This window comes from Bacillus sp. FDAARGOS_527 (assembly GCF_003812125.1).
In the GTDB taxonomy this organism is placed as follows: domain Bacteria; phylum Bacillota; class Bacilli; order Bacillales; family Bacillaceae_G; genus Bacillus_A; species Bacillus_A paranthracis.
Genome location: NZ_CP033795.1, coordinates 2,312,634 through 2,331,640, shown reverse-complemented (window position 1 = coordinate 2,331,640; position 19,007 = coordinate 2,312,634). Strand labels below are relative to the sequence as shown.

General features: G+C 36.3%; 15 protein-coding genes, 1 pseudogene and 1 riboswitch. Of the genes and pseudogenes, 13 read left to right on the top strand and 3 right to left on the bottom strand.

Features of this window, described 5'->3' with window-relative positions; translation table 11 throughout:
- The first annotated feature begins 103 nt into the window (after nt 1–103).
- The 5 genes and pseudogenes from EGX95_RS14515 to EGX95_RS14500 all read left to right on the top strand — a co-directional run bounded on the left by EGX95_RS14515 (nt 104) and on the right by EGX95_RS14500 (nt 4,934).
- Nucleotides 104–1,348, top strand: coding sequence for an MFS transporter (locus tag EGX95_RS14515; RefSeq protein WP_000678759.1), 1,245 nt, complete (start codon nt 104–106; stop codon nt 1,346–1,348).
- Nucleotides 1,349–1,362: 14 nt separating this feature from the next.
- On the top strand, nt 1,363–2,622 hold the full coding sequence (locus EGX95_RS14510; protein WP_000549729.1) for an ATP-grasp domain-containing protein: 1,260 nt from the start codon (nt 1,363–1,365) through the stop codon (nt 2,620–2,622).
- A 556-nt stretch (nt 2,623–3,178) separates the two neighbouring features.
- Nucleotides 3,179–3,340 (top strand): hypothetical protein, encoded by a 162-nt coding sequence (locus EGX95_RS30435; protein ID WP_000442360.1) that lies wholly within the window; start codon nt 3,179–3,181, stop codon nt 3,338–3,340.
- Nucleotides 3,341–3,580: 240 nt separating this feature from the next.
- The gene (locus EGX95_RS14505) at nt 3,581–3,979 is read left to right on the top strand and encodes a DUF1259 domain-containing protein (RefSeq protein WP_002028021.1); all 399 of its coding nucleotides are present in this window, start codon (nt 3,581–3,583) and stop codon (nt 3,977–3,979) included.
- 343 nt (nt 3,980–4,322) lie between these two features.
- A pseudogene (locus EGX95_RS14500) lies at nt 4,323–4,934 on the top strand (YwbE family protein).
- 262 nt (nt 4,935–5,196) lie between these two features.
- Here the strand turns inward: EGX95_RS14500 and EGX95_RS14495 are convergent.
- Nucleotides 5,197–5,799 (bottom strand): hypothetical protein, encoded by a 603-nt coding sequence (locus EGX95_RS14495; protein ID WP_000554442.1) that lies wholly within the window; start codon nt 5,797–5,799, stop codon nt 5,197–5,199.
- Between the two features lie 465 nt (nt 5,800–6,264).
- Here EGX95_RS14495 and EGX95_RS14490 point away from each other — a divergent pair, with 465 nt between their 5' ends.
- From EGX95_RS14490 to EGX95_RS14465, 6 genes are all read left to right on the top strand, one after another.
- Nucleotides 6,265–7,743: a DHA2 family efflux MFS transporter permease subunit gene (locus tag EGX95_RS14490; RefSeq protein ID WP_000005136.1), complete on the top strand. Its 1,479-nt coding sequence runs from the start codon at nt 6,265–6,267 to the stop codon at nt 7,741–7,743.
- Nucleotides 7,744–8,374: 631 nt separating this feature from the next.
- A complete protein-coding gene (gene cypD / locus EGX95_RS14485; RefSeq protein ID WP_000359061.1) occupies nt 8,375–11,572 on the top strand; it encodes a bifunctional P-450/NADPH--P450 reductase in 3,198 nt (1,065 codons plus the stop codon).
- 279 nt (nt 11,573–11,851) lie between these two features.
- Nucleotides 11,852–12,271 (top strand): MarR family winged helix-turn-helix transcriptional regulator, encoded by a 420-nt coding sequence (locus EGX95_RS14480; protein ID WP_063246666.1) that lies wholly within the window; start codon nt 11,852–11,854, stop codon nt 12,269–12,271.
- A gap of 185 nt (nt 12,272–12,456) precedes the next feature.
- The gene (locus EGX95_RS14475) at nt 12,457–12,834 is read left to right on the top strand and encodes a DoxX family protein (RefSeq protein WP_000284351.1); all 378 of its coding nucleotides are present in this window, start codon (nt 12,457–12,459) and stop codon (nt 12,832–12,834) included.
- A gap of 188 nt (nt 12,835–13,022) precedes the next feature.
- Nucleotides 13,023–13,328 (top strand): monooxygenase, encoded by a 306-nt coding sequence (locus EGX95_RS14470; protein ID WP_000323763.1) that lies wholly within the window; start codon nt 13,023–13,025, stop codon nt 13,326–13,328.
- Between the two features lie 432 nt (nt 13,329–13,760).
- Complete coding sequence (locus EGX95_RS14465; RefSeq protein WP_001120977.1) at nt 13,761–14,093, top strand: DUF1904 family protein; 333 nt, start codon at nt 13,761–13,763, stop codon at nt 14,091–14,093.
- Between the two features lie 211 nt (nt 14,094–14,304).
- On the opposite strand, the gene EGX95_RS14460 is transcribed toward EGX95_RS14465, so the two are convergent.
- A complete protein-coding gene (locus tag EGX95_RS14460) occupies nt 14,305–14,625 on the bottom strand; it encodes a hypothetical protein (protein ID WP_001098765.1) in 321 nt (106 codons plus the stop codon).
- A 71-nt stretch (nt 14,626–14,696) separates the two neighbouring features.
- The gene (locus tag EGX95_RS14455) at nt 14,697–15,089 is read right to left on the bottom strand and encodes a VOC family protein (protein ID WP_001145276.1); all 393 of its coding nucleotides are present in this window, start codon (nt 15,087–15,089) and stop codon (nt 14,697–14,699) included.
- 111 nt (nt 15,090–15,200) lie between these two features.
- Between EGX95_RS14455 and EGX95_RS14450 the strand changes: the two genes are divergently transcribed.
- Complete coding sequence (locus EGX95_RS14450) at nt 15,201–17,510, top strand: AAA domain-containing protein (RefSeq protein WP_063246667.1); 2,310 nt, start codon at nt 15,201–15,203, stop codon at nt 17,508–17,510.
- Nucleotides 17,511–17,585: 75 nt separating this feature from the next.
- Nucleotides 17,586–17,687, top strand: a riboswitch (SAM riboswitch).
- Between the two features lie 88 nt (nt 17,688–17,775).
- Nucleotides 17,776–18,981 (top strand): M20 family metallopeptidase, encoded by a 1,206-nt coding sequence (locus EGX95_RS14445; protein ID WP_000501332.1) that lies wholly within the window; start codon nt 17,776–17,778, stop codon nt 18,979–18,981.
- The last annotated feature ends 26 nt before the right edge of the window (nt 18,982–19,007 follow it).

Here is a 19,007-nt window from a genome sequence, read left to right as displayed (position 1 = left end):
TTTTTATGTGGTACAGACATTAGTTGAAAGATAGTTTTTGCCTACTCTGACTTATATCGTAAACTTGATAATTTATAAAGATGGATTTAACGGGGGGGATATTATGAAAGGTAGCAAACATTTTAATTTTCACAAGCTTTGGCTAGGACAGTCTATAAGTTTGTTAGGTACTCAGTTTACAATAGTAGCTTTGCCACTTTTTGCATTAGAGGTGTTACAAACAAGTGAAGCAAATGCTGCTATGCTTCGTGGGGTTATATTCGTCCCTTACCTAATTTTTGGGTTAGTAGCCGGTGCTTTAATAGACATTTTTCATAGGAAAAATGTTTTGCTAATTTGTAGTATATGTCAAGGCATATTGTTTTTATCAGTATTCATACTTACTGTAACAAATATAATAACGTTCCCTTTATTGGTGTTTATCATGTTTTTAAATGGAATATTCACCACGTTTTACAACATTGCCATTCCTTCTTTCTTACCGGAAATCGTAACAGATAAAGACAACTTAAAAAAAGGAAATGCTCAACTAGCACTTTCGGAGTCTCTTTCTATAGTAATTGGTCCTATGCTAGCTGGAATCGTCATTACTCTAGTCGGATTAACAGGATCGTTTACTGTTGACGCAGTAACGTATTTTGTTTGTTTTATGTTTGTATTATTTATTTCAAAGTTTAAACCGCATACAGAGGGTTCTTTAAAAGACGTAAATTTAAAATCCATATACGAAAACATATATGAGGGTTTGATATATTTCAAAAAACACCCTGTATTAGAGCCAATTGTGACATGTGGTGCTGTTTACGGTTTTTTTAAATACATACTAAATAGCATTTTAGTAATATTCCTTTATAAGGTAATGGGGCTATCTGAAATTGAAATAGGATTTGTTGTAGGTTCAGCAGCGGTAGGGTTTTTAATAGGTAATACGGTTCTCATGAAAAAGAGTCAACGAATTAATAATACAAAAATGCTTATTTATAGCGCTACTGTATCAGTTACCGGTTTGGCTTTTATACCGATAATGGGATATATGGGAACAGTTTACGGTATAGTAGCCGCAAGTATCATACATGGTATGGGAGAAGGTGTATTTGGCCCTTACGCCGCAACTATACGACAACTTGCCTCACCAAATCACATGCTTGGCCGAGTAAATGCTGTACAGCGCACGCTTAATTGGGGAGCTTGGGCATTGGGAAGTTTTGCTAGTGCATTTTTAATTTCTATATTCGGGCTTCAAACTACGTTATTTATAGGAGGTTTCGGAACAACATTGTGTTTAGTGGCGTTGTTAAGACGAGGCGTATCAAAAGGAACTGACATTGAATATACGAGTTCATTTTAGAGGGGATGATTATGATGCATAAGGTATTAAAAGGAACTGACATAGAAAATAAACCACACATTTTATTTATAGGGGGATGGACAAAACCTATACAAGATGCATTAGACAGTGGGTACACTGTTTCCTATATAGGGTCTTACGCTAGACACATATATTTTGATGGAGTTATCTTAGAAAAATGTTTCTATAAAAAAGAAATAGACACAACAAACATACCCTTGTCTATATACTATGCTGAAGAATTATTTAAAGAGAAACCTTTTGATGTGGTTGTATCTTTCAACGAAACAGTATTAGATACGGCTTGTATAATTGCAAAGATTTTTAATGTTAAAGGACCCTCTTACAATGCTAATATGATAACTCGTAATAAAGACATGATGCGTGAAATTCTAGCAGGTAAAGACTTTTCGATAGATTCGACAGTTTGTAATAATACTAAAGACATTAATGAATTTTTGAATAAAAAAGATAGTGTTATAATAAAGCCGCCGATTGGGGCAGGGGGTAAAGGAGTATGTAAGCTAAACTCGGGAGATGACGTAGGGGTATTTATTGAAGAAAATGGTATTCAACTACCTGTTTTAGTGGAAGAGTATATTGCAGGTGATATAGTTTATACGGTTGAAACCGTTTCTTATAACAAAAAACATTCTATACTTGCTATATCAGCTGAAGTATGTAAAGAAGATACATTTATAATAAACTATACGATTATGCCGGCACCTATAGATGAATCTCAAAAACAATTCATTATGGAGAAAGTAATGTTATTTTTGGACGATATGCAAATGGAAAATGGCATTACTCATACAGAAATAAAGATAGACAAACACAATAAACCAATAATTATAGAGTCTCAAGTTAGAATAGGTGGTGGCAACATCTGGAAGATGGTGGAACTAACAACTGGCATATCTCAATTTGGATACTATTATGATACGCTAGCTACTGAGACTATAGATGAATTTAGATGTCTACCTTCAAAATGTCAAGCTATGTCTTTAAGCTTGATTCCAAAACCAGGTTGCTTAAAAGAAATCAAGTATAAAGGATTAACTAACATATCCGAGGTAGTATTAATTGATCTAGTAGTAAAAGAGGGCGACACCATACCAACTATTGTAGATAGCACGCAACGCAAAGGGTCTATATTATTTACGGCTAATGATATAAAACATATGTACGAAGTTGCAGAGGAAATATGTAACAACATAACGTTTGTTTATAAGGATTTATCAGAATGGAAACCTTCTTTTAAAAAATATATGTAAAAAGAAATGTGGCAGATGACTGGTCTATATAATAAAGGATAATTTAAATCACATGTGTCTATTAACCAAAAACCGGATAAAAGTGTCTTAGCTAGAGCTATGTTTTTTGATGAAAATGACGAATTTATATAACGAGTCCTTCAAGGTCAATTACAATGAGCCGGTTTATCCTTAGTGGGACAAAAATCGGCTTTTTTGTATGAAAATGTGCTTAGTGTGGTTTTTGTTCGAAATACTGGAGGAATCCCATTGCTATTATGTAAAGAAATACATTCTTCCCTCAAATGAAATTTTAGTTTGATAGCGACGAGCTACTGATTGTGGAAAATCTCCAGGCTTCTATTAGTTGATTAGTTGAAGAATTTGTTCCATAGCTCTTAAGGTATTGTAATATAAATAATCAAATCATCCTTCTGCCATTTATTTAAATGTCCCATTCTCTACATCTTATGAATTCCCTGAAAGTACTAAAACTACGCAAAATAAATAACCATCCTATGCAAGAAAGTTAAGGTAGCTAATAGCATATATTTTACTGAAAGGATGTGAATGAACTATGGAACGGTCGAATTGGGGAATTGGAGGATTAGTATTCGTTGGATGCATGTTTCTTGGCGGAGGAGTGGGATCTATATTAGGTGATACTCATGCTGGATGGCTAATAGGGATGGGTGCTGGATTTATTGGGATGGCTTTAACGAGACTGATCAGAAAGTAATATAACGGGATTCTTAATATCGTAAGCACTCTATACATTACAGTTAGAACTTTCTCTTTTGTATTGGCCTTTTCTAAATTTTTTTCATACATAGATATGATTCTCAAGTCGGAGGGTGGCATCTTAGGGTGTATTTTTTATGCTCTTTAAAAGATTCCCAGCATCTTTTTTTATAATAGAATAGATTCATTACCGTTTCAGAGCTTTGTATTCATTCATAACCTAATAGTAAAAGGGGGGATGATGAAAGGTATGGCGTGTAATGATGAATTAATTTGTCAACAGTTTGCAAGAATTATCGGTGGCCAAGAAGGATTTGCCGGTGGAAAATGCGTGGCAACGATAAACCGGGATGAAATAAAGGCAACAATCTTAGGGAAACGTTTTAGGGTAACAAGTTCTTTCTCATTCGAATCAAGAAATCAAAAAACTGGACGGGCATTATGTCTAGGTCGGGTAGCGCTCTTACAAAAGGAAGTCACTGGATTTGTTGCTACGATTATTAAACAAGGAATAATCGTTTCATCTATACACAATGAGTGGTTATGTGATGAACCAAATTTGATTTACGTTAATATTGAAGACGTTGATGATCCACTAAGCTTCGCAAGGAAAGTTAGAAGAGCGTTATGCAATTAACCCATTTATTTAGTTAGATGAGCGATAGAAAAGGATCTTCAATTGAAAGATCCTTTTCTATTGTTTGTAAGTGATAAATTATGTTAATTAAAATATTTGGGATTATTAATGTTTTTTCAATGGTTTCACTAAATAGATGAAGGTTTTCATGAATTAAGTATACTTGACTAGCAGGCGAGCGTATTTTTTGCACGAATCGATATAATAATCTCCATTTTTATTGCAGTGTCAGTGTCTTAGTAGAAAATAAATATATACGACAAATTTTGACAAAGAAAGGATTGTATTTTTGTTATGCTATGAAAGTTATTGATTTGTAATGTATAAATAGGAGGATTTTTAAATGTCAAAGAAATTGTTATTATTTGCACTTATGAGTTTATGTGTAATTGCTTTAAGTGCTTGTAAAGGTAATGAAGAAAAATTAAAGGGCGCACCAGATGAGCAAAAAGTGGATGAAGACAAAAAAGTAGCAGAGGAAGAAAAGAATAAACAAGAAGAGCAACAAAGAGCAGAAGAAGAGAAGCGTAAACAAGAAGAGCAACAAAGAGCAGAAGAAGAGAAGCGTAAACAAGAAGAGCAACAAAAAGTAGAAGAAGAAAAACGTAAGCAAGAAGAGCAACAAAAAGCGGAAGAAGAAAAACGTAAGCAAGAAGAGCAACAAAGAGTCGCTGAAGAAAAACGCAAGCAAGAAGAGAAGAAAGCTCAGCAACAGCAATCTACATAACAGGAGAGAACACAAAAACAAGAAAAACCGACACAAGCAACAGGTGGGAAACCAACAAGATCACAAATTTCAGTTGGTTCACATGTAGTTATTCAATTGGATAATGATTATAGTAAAACTGTAAGTGGCGTTGTGAAAGACATTTTAACACATAGTGAAACACATACATACGGCATTAAAGTTCGATTACAAGATGGACAAATTGGCCGTGTTCAAAGTGTTAAATAATGAAAAAGAGATTTGACTTCTTTATCAAATAAATAAAAGTTAAAAACCCGGTTCTTTCGTAAAAGAACCGGGTTTTTACGTGCGGAATTTGCGTTTTGTTGGTGCTACCACACCTCTATCAAGTATAGATGTTTTTATAATTTGAAAGACGAGGAAATGAACGTGGAGGGAGTATTGGAAGCATGTTTGAGAAGATTAAATGAATAGAAAAGGAAATGTTTTTTAATTCTGGGTTATGGACCTATCCTCTCGCTCTAATTAACTAAAAGAAGAACTTTCCCATACCCATTAGACTACTAAGCATTCCGATTCCATTCATGGTGTTTTTTCCTACTGTAAGTAAGTTTCCGAGCATTCCTGGCTGACCATAACTTCCGTTATTCCCCCATCCCATGGGACTTACCTGCCCTCCCCATCCTGGAGAGTTTCCGAAAACACCCCAGTTATTGGTACCGAAGTTAAAAGCTTTAGCTGGCGGCGATAGTAAAGCGGCAAGATGACCTTGTGCGAACATCCCTGCATGATTGAATGGTTGGGCCCAGGGGATGGGAGGTTTTTGATAATTAAAACTTGCATTGCCTGGTAATGGAGTCCAATTAGCAGGATGTCCTTGAGGCATCAACCCTGCATAATGGATTGGCTGCCCCCAAGAGAAGGAAGGGGGCTCGGGATTGAAACCTGTATAATTGGTTGGTGAATCCCAACCATATGGATAGACTCGATAACTCCAATACTCAGGAACCTTCAGACCATTTATTCCCTCAGCTTTCGTTATTTGGGGCTGTGAATATAATGATGACATTGAATTTTGGTTATTATATTGTTCCTCGTTTTCCTTGGAATTCACATACCAATATTGGTGCATAAGCTTATTCCCCTTACTTTAAAAATGTAATGTTAGACTTAGCCTATGTAATATTCCTTTTTATGGATGGTTACATAACTAGATTTCCAAGCCTGTATTTAAAGGAATGGGTGTGTGGACTTGTTGGTTTATCCCGCTGTTTGTTGTGGGCTACCTGCAAAAGTCCGATTGGTTCAACTAATAATCAGTGGGGGTGAACAAAACCCCCACTGATTAAAGTTTCACTTTATTTTAGAAGCGTATTTTCAGTCGCTTCTTTTGTTTATTGCAGCCTAATGTAAATTCGGTTTACAAACGTATTTACATATTTATTCAAAATCTTAAGTTGGGTAAGTAGAATTGCTAAAAAGAGAATATCCATTCGAAGAGTTTGGCAAAATACTGCAAGGGTAATATATTCTCGTGCAAATATGCAAACGAGTGAAATGAATCAACGGAATTTATAATGAAGGGGCAAATAAATATATGAGTGAAACGTTACATAAAAGAAAACCACCATATGTAATGCTTGTAATCCTTTTTATTGGGGCATTTGTTTCATTTCTAAATAACTCGCTTTTAAATGTGGCCTTGCCATCAATAATGAAGGATTTAGAAATTCAAAATTATTCAACGATCCAGTGGCTTTCTACAGGCTATATGCTTGTAAGTGGTATATTAATTCCGGCATCAGCATTTTTAATAACCCGATTCTCCAATAGGAGCTTATTTATTACATCTATGGTGATTTTTATTCTTGGTACGGCCTTAGCAGCTGTAGCACCGAACTTCGGTTTATTACTTACTGGCCGGATGGTGCAAGCAGCAGGTTCTTCAGTCATGGGACCTTTGTTAATGAATATTATGCTAGTAAGCTTTCCGAGAGAAAAAAGGGGAACGGCAATGGGGATTTTTGGGTTAGTTATGATTACAGCTCCGGCCATTGGACCAACATTATCAGGTTATATTGTAGAGTATTATGACTGGCGTTTGCTTTTTGAAATGATTTTACCGCTAGCAATCATTAGCTTACTGTTAGGGATTTGGAAATCGGAAAATGTCATGAGACAAAACAAAAATGCAAAACTTGATTATCTCTCATTACTATTATCTTCTGTCGGCTTTGGCGGTCTGTTATATGGTTTTAGTTCTGCAAGCTCAGATGGGTGGACGAATAAAGTTGTCTTAACAACCTTAATCATAGGCGCTATTGCCTTAATTGCTTTCATTATCCGTCAATTAAAAATGAATGAACCGTTGTTGGATTTACGTGTTTACAAGTACCCAATGTTTGCACTTGCGTCTGTAATTGCAATTGTTAATGCGGTGGCTATGTTTTCGGGGATGATTTTAACACCGGCTTATGTACAAAATGTCCGTGGTATTTCGCCGCTGAGCTCTGGGCTGATGATGCTTCCAGGTGCGGTAATAATGGGAGTTATGTCACCCATTACAGGTAAACTATTTGATAAGTATGGCCCTCGGCTTCTTGGTATAGTAGGACTTTCCATTACAGCTGTTTCAACTTATATGTTGGCAAATCTGCAACTCGATTCTAGTCACACACATATTATCCTTATTTACACATTGCGGATGTTTGGGATGGCGATGGTGATGATGCCACTTATGACAAATGGCCTTAATCAATTGCCAACTCGCTTAAATCCGCACGGTACAGCTGTTAATAATACAGCTCAACAAGTGTCCGGTTCAATTGGTACTGCTATTCTTGTTACGATTATGAATTCTGTAACAAAAACAAAAGCTGAAAGTTTAATGGCTCATGTAGATCCAACAACCTTCACAGAAGCTACGAAGGCAATGGTAACGCAGAAGGCTTTGTTATCCGGAATTCAGCATTCATTCTATGTAGCGCTTGGCATGAATGTTGTTGCGCTACTATTAGTTTTTTTCGTTAAACGTGTAGATATAAGCGCGGAAGCTGTTGAGAGGTTAAATCGGTAGAGCAAAATAAAACTTGAGATAATAATTTCTACAAGTTTTTTGTTGCTAAGGAACTGATAATTAAAGCGGGAAAAGAACTGAAAGAAACAGTGAAATAATTACACATAATGAAAAGGGTCTGATATTCATATCAGATCCTTTTCATTAGCAACACAGTATACTTGCTTATCGTATTTGTTTGAATTGATATGAGAAACTACTGGATTTCCAAATACTACAATCTTTAGCTCTCAATTTCTAATAAACATTATAATAATACGCCTCATTGTAATATATTATTTTTTCTGCAAGTTATAAATCTAATGTCAATAAACAACTTAGATTACCAACCTTATAAGCAATATCATAATCGTGAATAGTTAGGGAAATGATAAAAAAGATAATCAATTACATATTTTTATCCCAGGAGATTCATCGCTATCTTCTTTTTATTAAATGGGATATTTTATCTCGCTATTTGCCGGGCAGTAAAACCCCACCTCAAAATTCAGCGGAAGCAAAGAAGTTAGGTGGGGAATCAACTGCCCGTAAAAGCCCGGTTAGTGAGGGCTGATAATCAGTGGGGGATGAACAAAACCCCCACTGATTAAAGTTTCACTTTATTTCATGCTTTTTTGAAAGGGTGTTTGTAATGGATAAAAAAGTATCTGCCATTCCCCAGCCGAAAACATATGGACCGCTAGGGAATCTCCCATTAATCGATAAAGATAAACCGACTCTATCGTTTATTAAGCTGGCAGAAGAGTATGGTCCTATTTTTCAAATTCAAACTTTGAGTGATACCATCATTGTCGTTTCTGGACATGAACTGGTAGCGGAAGTTTGTGATGAAACAAGATTTGATAAAAGTATAGAGGGTGCTTTAGCAAAGGTTCGTGCCTTTGCTGGAGACGGATTATTTACAAGCGAGACTGACGAGCCTAACTGGAAAAAAGCTCATAATATTTTGATGCCTACATTCAGTCAACGGGCAATGAAAGATTATCATGCTATGATGGTCGATATTGCCGTGCAACTCGTTCAAAAATGGGCAAGACTGAATCCGAATGAAAATGTAGATGTCCCAGGGGATATGACTCGCCTTACATTAGATACAATTGGTCTATGTGGTTTTAATTACCGATTTAATAGCTTTTATCGTGAGACCTCTCATCCTTTTATCACTAGCATGACCCGTGCTCTAGATGAGGCGATGCACCAATTGCAGCGGCTGGATATAGAAGATAAACTCATGTGGAGAACGAAACGTCAATTTCAGCATGATATTCAATCTATGTTTTCTTTAGTAGATAATATTATTGCTGAACGTAAAAGTAGTGGAAATCAGGAAGAAAATGATTTACTTTCCCGTATGTTACATGTGCAGGATCCGGAAACGGGTGAAAAATTAGATGATGAAAATATTCGTTTTCAAATTATCACTTTTTTAATAGCTGGGCATGAAACAACAAGTGGATTGTTATCTTTTGCAATCTATTTTTTATTAAAGAATCCGGATAAATTGGAAAAAGCCTATGAAGAAGTAGACCGTGTTTTGACAGATCCCACTCCAACATACCAACAAGTTATGAAGCTTAAGTATATACGGATGATTTTAAATGAATCACTACGTCTATGGCCGACTGCTCCAGCATTCAGTCTCTATGCGAAAGAAGATACAGTGATTGGTGGGAAATATCCAATTAAGAAAGGAGAGGATCGTATTTCTGTCCTTATTCCACAGCTACATAGGGATAAAGATGCGTGGGGAGACAATGTGGAAGAATTCCAACCTGAACGATTTGAAGAGCTGGATAAGGTTCCTCATCATGCTTATAAACCATTTGGAAATGGTCAGCGAGCATGTATCGGTATGCAGTTTGCACTTCATGAAGCCACACTCGTAATGGGAATGCTTCTTCAACATTTTGAATTCATCGATTATGAAGACTATCAGCTGGACGTAAAACAAACATTAACGCTAAAGCCTGGTGATTTTAAAATTAGGATTGTACCTCGAAATGAAACTATTAGCCATAATACTGTTCTTGCGCCTACAGAGGAGAAACTGAAAAACGATGAAACCAAGCAGCAAGTTCAGAAAACTCCTTCTATTATTGGAGCCGATAATCTTTCGCTTCTTGTTCTGTATGGCTCGGATACAGGGGTAGCAGAGGGCATTGCAAGAGAACTAGCAGATACAGCTAGTTTAGAAGGTGTTCAAACGGAAGTGGCAGCTCTTAACGATCGAATTGGAAGTTTGCCGAAAGAAGGAGCGGTTCTTATTGTAACTTCTTCTTATAATGGAAAACCGCCAAGTAATGCAGGACAGTTTGTGCAATGGTTGGAAGAATTAAAACCAGATGAGCTAAAAGGTGTTCAATACGCAGTTTTTGGTTGTGGAGATCATAATTGGGCTAGTACTTATCAGCGAATTCCAAGATACATTGATGAGCAAATGGCTCAAAAAGGAGCAACAAGGTTTTCTAAACGCGGAGAAGCAGATGCAAGTGGTGATTTTGAGGAACAGCTCGAGCAATGGAAACAAAGTATGTGGTCTGATGCGATGAAGTCATTTGGATTGGAACTTAACAAAAACATGGAGAAAGAACGCAGTACTTTGAGCCTGCAATTTGTCAGCCGTCTTGGAGGATCTCCTCTTGCGCGAACATATGAAGCAGTTTATGCATCTATATTAGAAAATCGTGAACTTCAATCATCTAGCAGTGAAAGAAGTACGCGACATATTGAGATATCATTGCCAGAAGGCGCTACATATAAAGAAGGAGACCACCTTGGGGTACTGCCAATTAATAGTGAGAAAAATGTCAACCGAATTTTAAAACGCTTTGGATTAAACGGGAAGGATCAAGTCATTTTAAGCGCAAGTGGGCGCAGTGTAAATCATATACCTTTAGACAGTCCTGTTCGTTTATATGACCTTCTTAGTTATAGTGTCGAAGTGCAAGAAGCAGCTACTCGTGCACAAATACGAGAAATGGCGACATTCACAGTATGCCCTCCTCATAAAAAGGAATTGGAATCATTATTGGAAGAGGGAGTTTATCAAGAACAAATATTAAAGAAACGTATTTCAATGTTAGATCTTCTTGAAAAGTATGAGGCTTGTGAAATCCGATTTGAACGCTTTTTAGAACTTCTTCCGGCGCTCAAACCGCGTTACTATTCTATCTCAAGTTCTCCACTTGTTGCCCAGGATCGTCTGAGCATTACGGTTGGTGTTGTAAATGCGCCTGCATGGAGTGGGGAAGGGACATATGAAGGAGTCGCTTCTAATTATTTAGCTCAGCGTCATAATAAAGATGAGATTATCTGTTTCATTCGAACGCCACAATCAAACTTTCAATTACCTGAAAATCTAGAAACACCAATTATCATGGTTGGACCAGGCACTGGAATTGCACCATTCCGTGGATTCTTACAAGCGCGTCGTGTTCAAAAGCAAAAAGGTATGAAGGTAGGAGAAGCACATCTATACTTTGGTTGTCGTCATCCTGAAAAGGATTATCTCTATCGTACAGAATTAGAAAATGATGAAAGAGAGGGATTAATCTCTTTACACACAGCTTTTTCTCGCTTAGAAGGACATCCTAAAACATATGTACAGCATGTAATAAAAGAAGATAGAATCCATTTAATTTCGTTATTAGATAATGGGGCCCATCTTTATATATGTGGTGATGGAAGTAAAATGGCTCCTGACGTAGAAGATACCCTTTGTCAAGCCTATCAAGAAATTCATGAAGTTAGTGAACAAGAAGCAAGGAATTGGTTAGATCGTTTGCAAGATGAAGGGCGATATGGAAAAGATGTTTGGGCTGGTATATGAATGTTTCTTAATTAAATAAGTAATATGTAACGAATGAACTTCTTTTGAATAAGTGAATAACTCATTTGTAAAAATCCCGTATTTTCATTGAATGCGGGATTTTGTTTTTTTTAGTAAGTTGGACTGATACTGTAGAGAAATAGGTAATTCATTTGACAATTAAAATGACATACTATAATATATATGCCATAGCATATAATTAATAAAATGAATACATTAACTGTGAATAATTGACTGGTATGCTATACTCTTTTATATATTAATTTATAGAGGTGATATATGAACTTACATGATTTATTAGGCTATCTTGTTCATCGTACCGATGTGAAAATGACGAATTATTTTACGAAGAAATTAAAGCCTTTCGGAGTTACGCCAGAGCAGTGGGGGATTATTAGTGTTCTTTGTAGCCAAAGGGCCACTACTCAAAAAGAGTTAGCAGAAGCGATTGATAAAGATCAAACTACTGTCGTAAGAATGATACAGTCAATGGAGAGAAAAGGGATTGTAAAGAAGGATTTGAATGAGCAAGATCGACGTTCACACAACCTGTTTTTAACTGAAAAAGGTGACGAGTTAAAGAAAACAATCTTGCCTGTAGTGACAGACGCTCACCATTTCGTTACGAGTAATTTGAGCGAAGAAGAGATTAAAGTATTACAATCATTATTAAACAAATTGTATGATACACGCTATTAATACTTGTTCCTTATTGATGCTATTCATAAGGAACAAACTTTATTTTATGTATTATATATGCTATAGCATATAATTTGTTTTAAGGAATAGTGGAGATATCTTTATTTTGTATGAGATTCGATTCAGGATCACGTTTTTTCCTAGTACCAGTCAAAATTTCATATTATATATGCTATAGCATGTAAATGTATCAAATAAATAAGAAAGATGTGATTGCTATTTTAATATTAATCAATGTAGTAAAAGTTGTATTATTTCTGTTCTTTTTAATGACAGGTACGAAAATTATTTCTGGGAAAATGGCAGACGAGTTCAAGCGATTTGGTTTACCTTCGTTTTTTAATTTCTTAACTGGAGCTTTTGAGATTGTAGGAGCGATTGGAATGTTAATAGGAATTTGGATTCCAACAATAGCTTTATTAGCAGGATTGTTGTTAGGCGGTACGATGCTTGCAGCTGCATTAACTCTAATTGTACTAGCGAGAGATCCCTTTAAGAAAGCAATACCTGCGCTTGTTTTGTTTGTTCTTAGTTTAGGGATAAGTTTGTATCATATTTTTTAAACATAACTTAAAACTGTTTGCGTTTAAATTGCTACCGTTTTGTGGGTATTTTATAAATAGTATGATTTTCAAATTAGTGGTGGAATAATAGCAATACGAATGTAAACAGTATCATCGTTAGAATCAAAAAATTATAATTAGTAAAAGAAATGGTAAGAGTTTTATATTAAAAATAGGAGTGAGCAAAGATGGCATATTTATTACAAGTTGATTTTCCGTTTGAAGGTCCTTTTGGTGAAGAAATGGAAAAAGGATTTTGGGATTTAGCAAACAGTATTAACGAAGAAGAAGGATTCCACTGGAAAATATGGACAGAGAATGAAGAAACAAAAGAAGCTGGAGGCATTTATGTATTTGAAGAAAAACAAGATGCTGAAAAATACGCGGAAATGCACAAGAACAGACTTGAAGCAGCTGGTGTTAAAGATATTAGAGTAAGAATTTTTAACATCAATGAAAAGTTAACGGAACTGAATCGTGGGTATACGAAATAATTTTGAAAGTCGGAGCAAGCGTAAAAGGAGGGGGGATAATCCCCTTCTTTTTTTATTCTTAAATTGATGGTGAGGGGACTTGCACAAAAAATCCCTATATAGATAGGGATTCGTGTATCAGCATATAGTTCTTTGGAAAAGGATGTAACATATGAGAGTTCTTGAATTTGTGAAATTGATGTAAAAGTACTTTGAAAATTGTATTGAAATAATGATTTGTAAAAGGGTACGCCCCTTACTGGGAGGTAAGGGGCACAAGAAATGCAAATTTATTTTAATTTGCTAAAGTAATTGTAATGTATACTTGTTGCAAAATTATGAACAAAACTATTATTTAGTAACTAAGAATAATGTACCAATAAAGGTTAGTGCAGCAAAATAAATTGTGTTATGATGTGAGCAAGTATAAAGCTATGTAAAGGAGGGATTAACATGCCACATGTTGTGTTTCGTGGAATTACTACTGAACAATTAAAAAGCATAAGCAAGCCATTAGTAGAAGAGCTCGCACATATCTGTGAGTGTGGTACGGATAATTTTACCTTGGAACTACCAAGTTCTACGTTTGTATTCAATGGAGAAGAAATAGAAGCGTTTCCTCTTATAGAAGTGAAATGGTTTGAGCGTGGACAGGAAATTCGTGATCGATTTGCCAAGGCCATTACTACATATATAATGGATTTTGGACTTTCAGAAGTAGAGGTTGTATTTACGGTTTTCACAGAATCAGCGTATTATATTAACGGGAAGCATTGTGCAAGTTAGAACTATTTGAAAGATTTTTAAAACATTTATAAGAGGTATAATCACATTGCTATCAAGCTAAGTAAAGCAAATATCCAAAGACAAAAAATGAACTCAATTTTCATAGACAACTAACTTTGAAGAGATAAATTTTTAGTTTTTGGGGACATCAAAATAGTAGCTTGATGGGCATGTGGTGCTACCCATTAAAAAAGAAATAGGAGTGGATATCCTATTTCTTTTTATTAATATAATAAAATGTAACAACTAAATCCAAAGTAATGATAATAATTAGAAGTAACAAGTGCATAAGTGCATCAGTTTTTCCGTTTAGTAAAGACTTTACAAAGAAATTCCATTCTGTTTCATAAGGAGGTTCTACCCAATTTCGTTGCAGTCCTAACATCATTCCATTTATGAAATAGACAATGCTTAATAGAACCCTTCCAACAAATAAAGCAGCTACTTTTATATTCCACTTCTTTATCAGTATTATATAAAGAAGTGGAAATAGTATAAGTACCCAAAAAACGATAATAAAAACTGTATTCATCAGTTTCTACTCCTTTTGTGGATCATAAAGTTATGATCCCCCGCTATTTGTGGGTTGATTAAAGTTTTACTTTATCTCTCCGTCTCAAAAAACTCAATCCATTCCCCATCAGGACCCGCAAAGAATATGTAACGTGTTCCATCCGGTAATGTTTCGATTTCTTCTCCTAGTAAAAATGTTACGCCATGTTTCTTGAGTCTTTTGATTTCTTCTTTTAATGAATCTACCTTAAAGCAAATGTGATGTACTTTTCCTTCTGCCGGAAGAGAGGAGTTGTAACCTTCAATGAGTTCCAGTATCGTTTCCTTCGATTCTTCCACACCTAAAAAAGCGAGTTTTAAGTCTGGATTCGGGTGTCCCATTCTCTTAATGAGTTGTAAGCCAACTACTTCTTCATAAAATGCGATAGATGTTTCTAGGTTTGCAACCATAAGTCCAACGTGTTCGATTCTTCTAACTGGCATGTAGATTCCTTCTTTCTGAAAATTATATACAATATGTTATTGAAAATTAAGAAAATAAGCAAGATAAAAACCTTACAAATTTTAGCGTGTTATATGGTATAGTGAGAAAGTATGTTTGGGGAGAAGGAAGGAGATTATACGATGAATACACCTACTCAAACTCCTTCATTATCGGAAACGATGAAAGAGTGGCATTATGCATTAGCGTATGAAATTAAACATTGGAAAACGATAGGTGGTAGTAAAATTTCTATCATGAACGGTCGTTTTTTATATACAGATTATGAAAGTACAGTATACGTATTTCAGCTTATTTCGGAAGTAAGCTTGCCTGAAGGTTCACCGATTCGAATTGAGTTCGATGGTGAGGAAGCGACAGGAGAAGTATTATCTGTACATGGATTAGAAATAGAACTGAAATTAAATGATTATATACAAGGTGAAATACGAGAAGCTGTTTTGTACAGTGAACCGTGGCAGCTTTTAGAGCAACTGCAAGAGAGGTTGAAGGAAGCGCGTAAAGATAAGCTGAAACGTAATCGTATAAAGCGTCTTGTTGATGGGACGAGTAGTCCGAAACATATTGAGAAGATGAAAAATCCGAAAAATGAATTGGCGTATCGCTCGTTTTATAATCCGACAACGTACGTATGGGGACCACCTGGAACAGGGAAGTCTTACAATTTATCACGTATTATTTCGGCTCATTATCAAAAAGGAAAGTCGGTACTTGTGTTAGCTCATAGTAATGCAGCAGTGGACGTATTAATGAGTGAAGTAACAAAGCAAATTGAAAAGAAAAAGAAATGGACGCCTGGTGAAATTGTTCGTTACGGTTATAGTCAACACGAACATATACGAAATCATGAAACGTTACTTGCGTCGAAGTTAGTTGAAACGACGAACGGGTCTTGGGGTGAGGAGAGACTCTATTTAGAAGAGACACGACAAGAGCTTCGTGAAAAGATTTTATCGTATAAAGCAACATCTGCTGATAAGAAGCGTATACAAGAGATAGAAAGTGATCTTCGAAAGCAAAAAGCGAAAATTAAAGAAGTAGAAAAAGAATATATTGAAAATGCGAAAGTGATTGGTGCGACTTTATCGAAATGTGCTATTGATTCACTTATTTATGAGCGTACATTTGATTTAGTTGTCGTAGATGAAGTGAGTATGGCGTTTGTTCCGCAAATTGCATTAGCTGCTTCACTTGGAAAACGTATCGTCGTTTGTGGTGACTTTTTACAGTTACCTCCAATTGCGATGGCAAACCATGAACTCGTTCGAAAATGGCTTGGCGAAGATATGTTTTACCATGCCGGGATTGTGGAGTCTGTTAATAAATCAGAAGCACATCCGAACCTGTTTATGTTGCAGGAACAAAGACGTATGCATGCGGATATATCGAAGTTTACGAATTCGTTTATTTATAAAAATAGAGTATACGATCATCCGTCTGTTTCCGAGCGTAAAGAACTTGCGAAACTACAACCGTTCGCAAATGAAGCGAGTGTTTTATTTGATACGAGCCAAATGGGAGCTTTTTCGTTAAAAGACGCTGCTTCAGGATCTCGTTTTAACATTATGTCTGGTTTAGTAGCAATGCAAATGATGTTAATCGGACTGTTAGATGGTGTGCAATCCATTGGTGTTGTGACGCCTTACAGAGCGCAGTCTCGCTTTTTATCAACGTGTATTAGAGAAATGTTACAGAGAACGAAATACCAAAACATACCTGTTTTAGCAGCGACAGTTCATAAGTTCCAAGGATCTGAAAGAGATATGATGATTTTTGATACAGTAGATAGTTATCCGCAAGAACGACCTGGCGTATTATTCTTTGACCATAAAAACCATCGCCTCGTCAATGTAGCAGTGACAAGAGCGAGAGGGAAGTTTATTCAATTATCAGATTGCCACTATATGCGCAAAAATTTATCGAGAAAACAAGCGTTGTCACAATTAACGGCTCATATAGAACGCCACGGAGATCTGTATGATCGCACGACATCAAGACAATTGTGGGAACGGAAAATATCGAAACGATTACGCTGGTTTATGGAAATGAATCTTGAGGAAACGAAAGGGGTATTAAAAGATATTTTAGCAGCAAAACGAAAAATCATTATTTCACTTCCAAGTACGAAACAAGTAGATAAACGAGTATGGCAAGCGTTAATGCGTACAAATGCGCAAATAACGGTGTATAGTGATGGACCAGTTCCACTGAAAAATGTAAAGTTACAAAGACAAAATAAAGCATTCCCGTTCCTAGTAATCGATGATGAAATCTTTTGGGCAGGCGCACCCCTTACATCTCAAATGATGTTTGAAGGTAGTACAGAATTTCCGTACGTATGTGCAAGACTGCAAGCACCAGAAACCATTGGTGTATTAAAAGGGTTTTTAGATATTCGGTAAATTCGGATAGGAATTCCTTGACTTTTATTTGAAATGAACTTAGAATGAATGTAATTTAATATAATTTTATGAAAATTCTTATCACGAGAGGTGGAGGGACTGGCCCTATGATACCTCGGCAGCGGATTCGTTATGAATACTGTGCCAATTCCAGCAAGGTAACTTGAAAGATAAGAAAGAAGCTCAATTTGACTGTATATACAGAAGCCTCTTTCTATCTTTTAGAAAGAGGCTTTTTTACGTGAAAATAAAAGGAGGAAGAAAAATGGGAGCGACAGGAGTAGCGTCACAAAGAAAAAAAATTGAAGAGAGTATCGAAAGAAATAAGGAAAAGTACATAGAAACAAGTCATGATATTCATGGGAATCCGGAGATTGGTAACCAAGAGTTTTATGCATCTAGAACGTTAAGTTTATTGCTAGGTAGTGCAGGATTTCAGTTGCAGCACAATATAGCTGGACATGAAACGGGATTTATTGCGCGAAAAAGTTCAGGGAAACAAGGACCAGCAATCGCATTTTTAGCTGAGTATGACGCTTTACCAGGACTTGGCCATGCGTGTGGTCACAATTTAATTGGCACAATTAGCGTTGCAGCAGCGATCGCATTATCAGAAACGCTTGAAGAAATTGGCGGGGAAGTTGTTGTGTTCGGAACACCAGCTGAAGAAGGAGGACCGAACGGTAGCGCAAAATCGAGTTATGTAAAGGCAGGCTTATTTAAAAATATTGATGCGGCGCTTATGATTCATCCGAGCGGAAAGACAGCAACAACGAGTCCTTCACTAGCAGTCGATCCACTTGATTTTCATTTTTACGGAAAAACAGCTCACGCCGCAGCATCACCTGAAGAAGGGATTAACGCATTAGACGCGGTGATTCAGCTGTACAACAGTATTAACGCACTTCGCCAACAACTTCCGTCAGACGTGAAAATTCATGGCGTGATTACAGAAGGCGGAAAAGCACCTAACATTATTCCTGACTACGCCGCAGCAAGATTCTTCATCCGTGCTGCAACGAGAAAAAGATGTGCGGAAGTAACAGAAAAAGTAAAAAATATCGCACAAGGGGCAGCACTAGCAACAGGCACAAAAGTAAAAATCCATCAATTCCAAAATGAAATCGATGAACTACTCGTAACAAAAACATATAACGATATCGTAGCCGAAGAACTGGAATTACTAGGTGAGGATGTAAACCGTAAAGAAAGACTCGGCATCGGCTCAACTGACGCAGGAAACGTAAGTCAAGTCGTACCAACCATTCACCCGTACATTAAAATCGGCCCAGATGACTTAATTGCACATACGAATGAATTTAGAGAAGCAGCGCGTTCAGAATTAGGGGATAAAGCATTAATTACATCGGCAAAAGCATTAGCAAATACGGCGTATCGATTAATTACAGAAGAAGGGTTGTTAGAGAAGGTGAAGGAGGAGTTTAGAGAGGCGCAGAGAAATCAGGGATAGGTGATTGAAAGGAGTGGATGATCCAC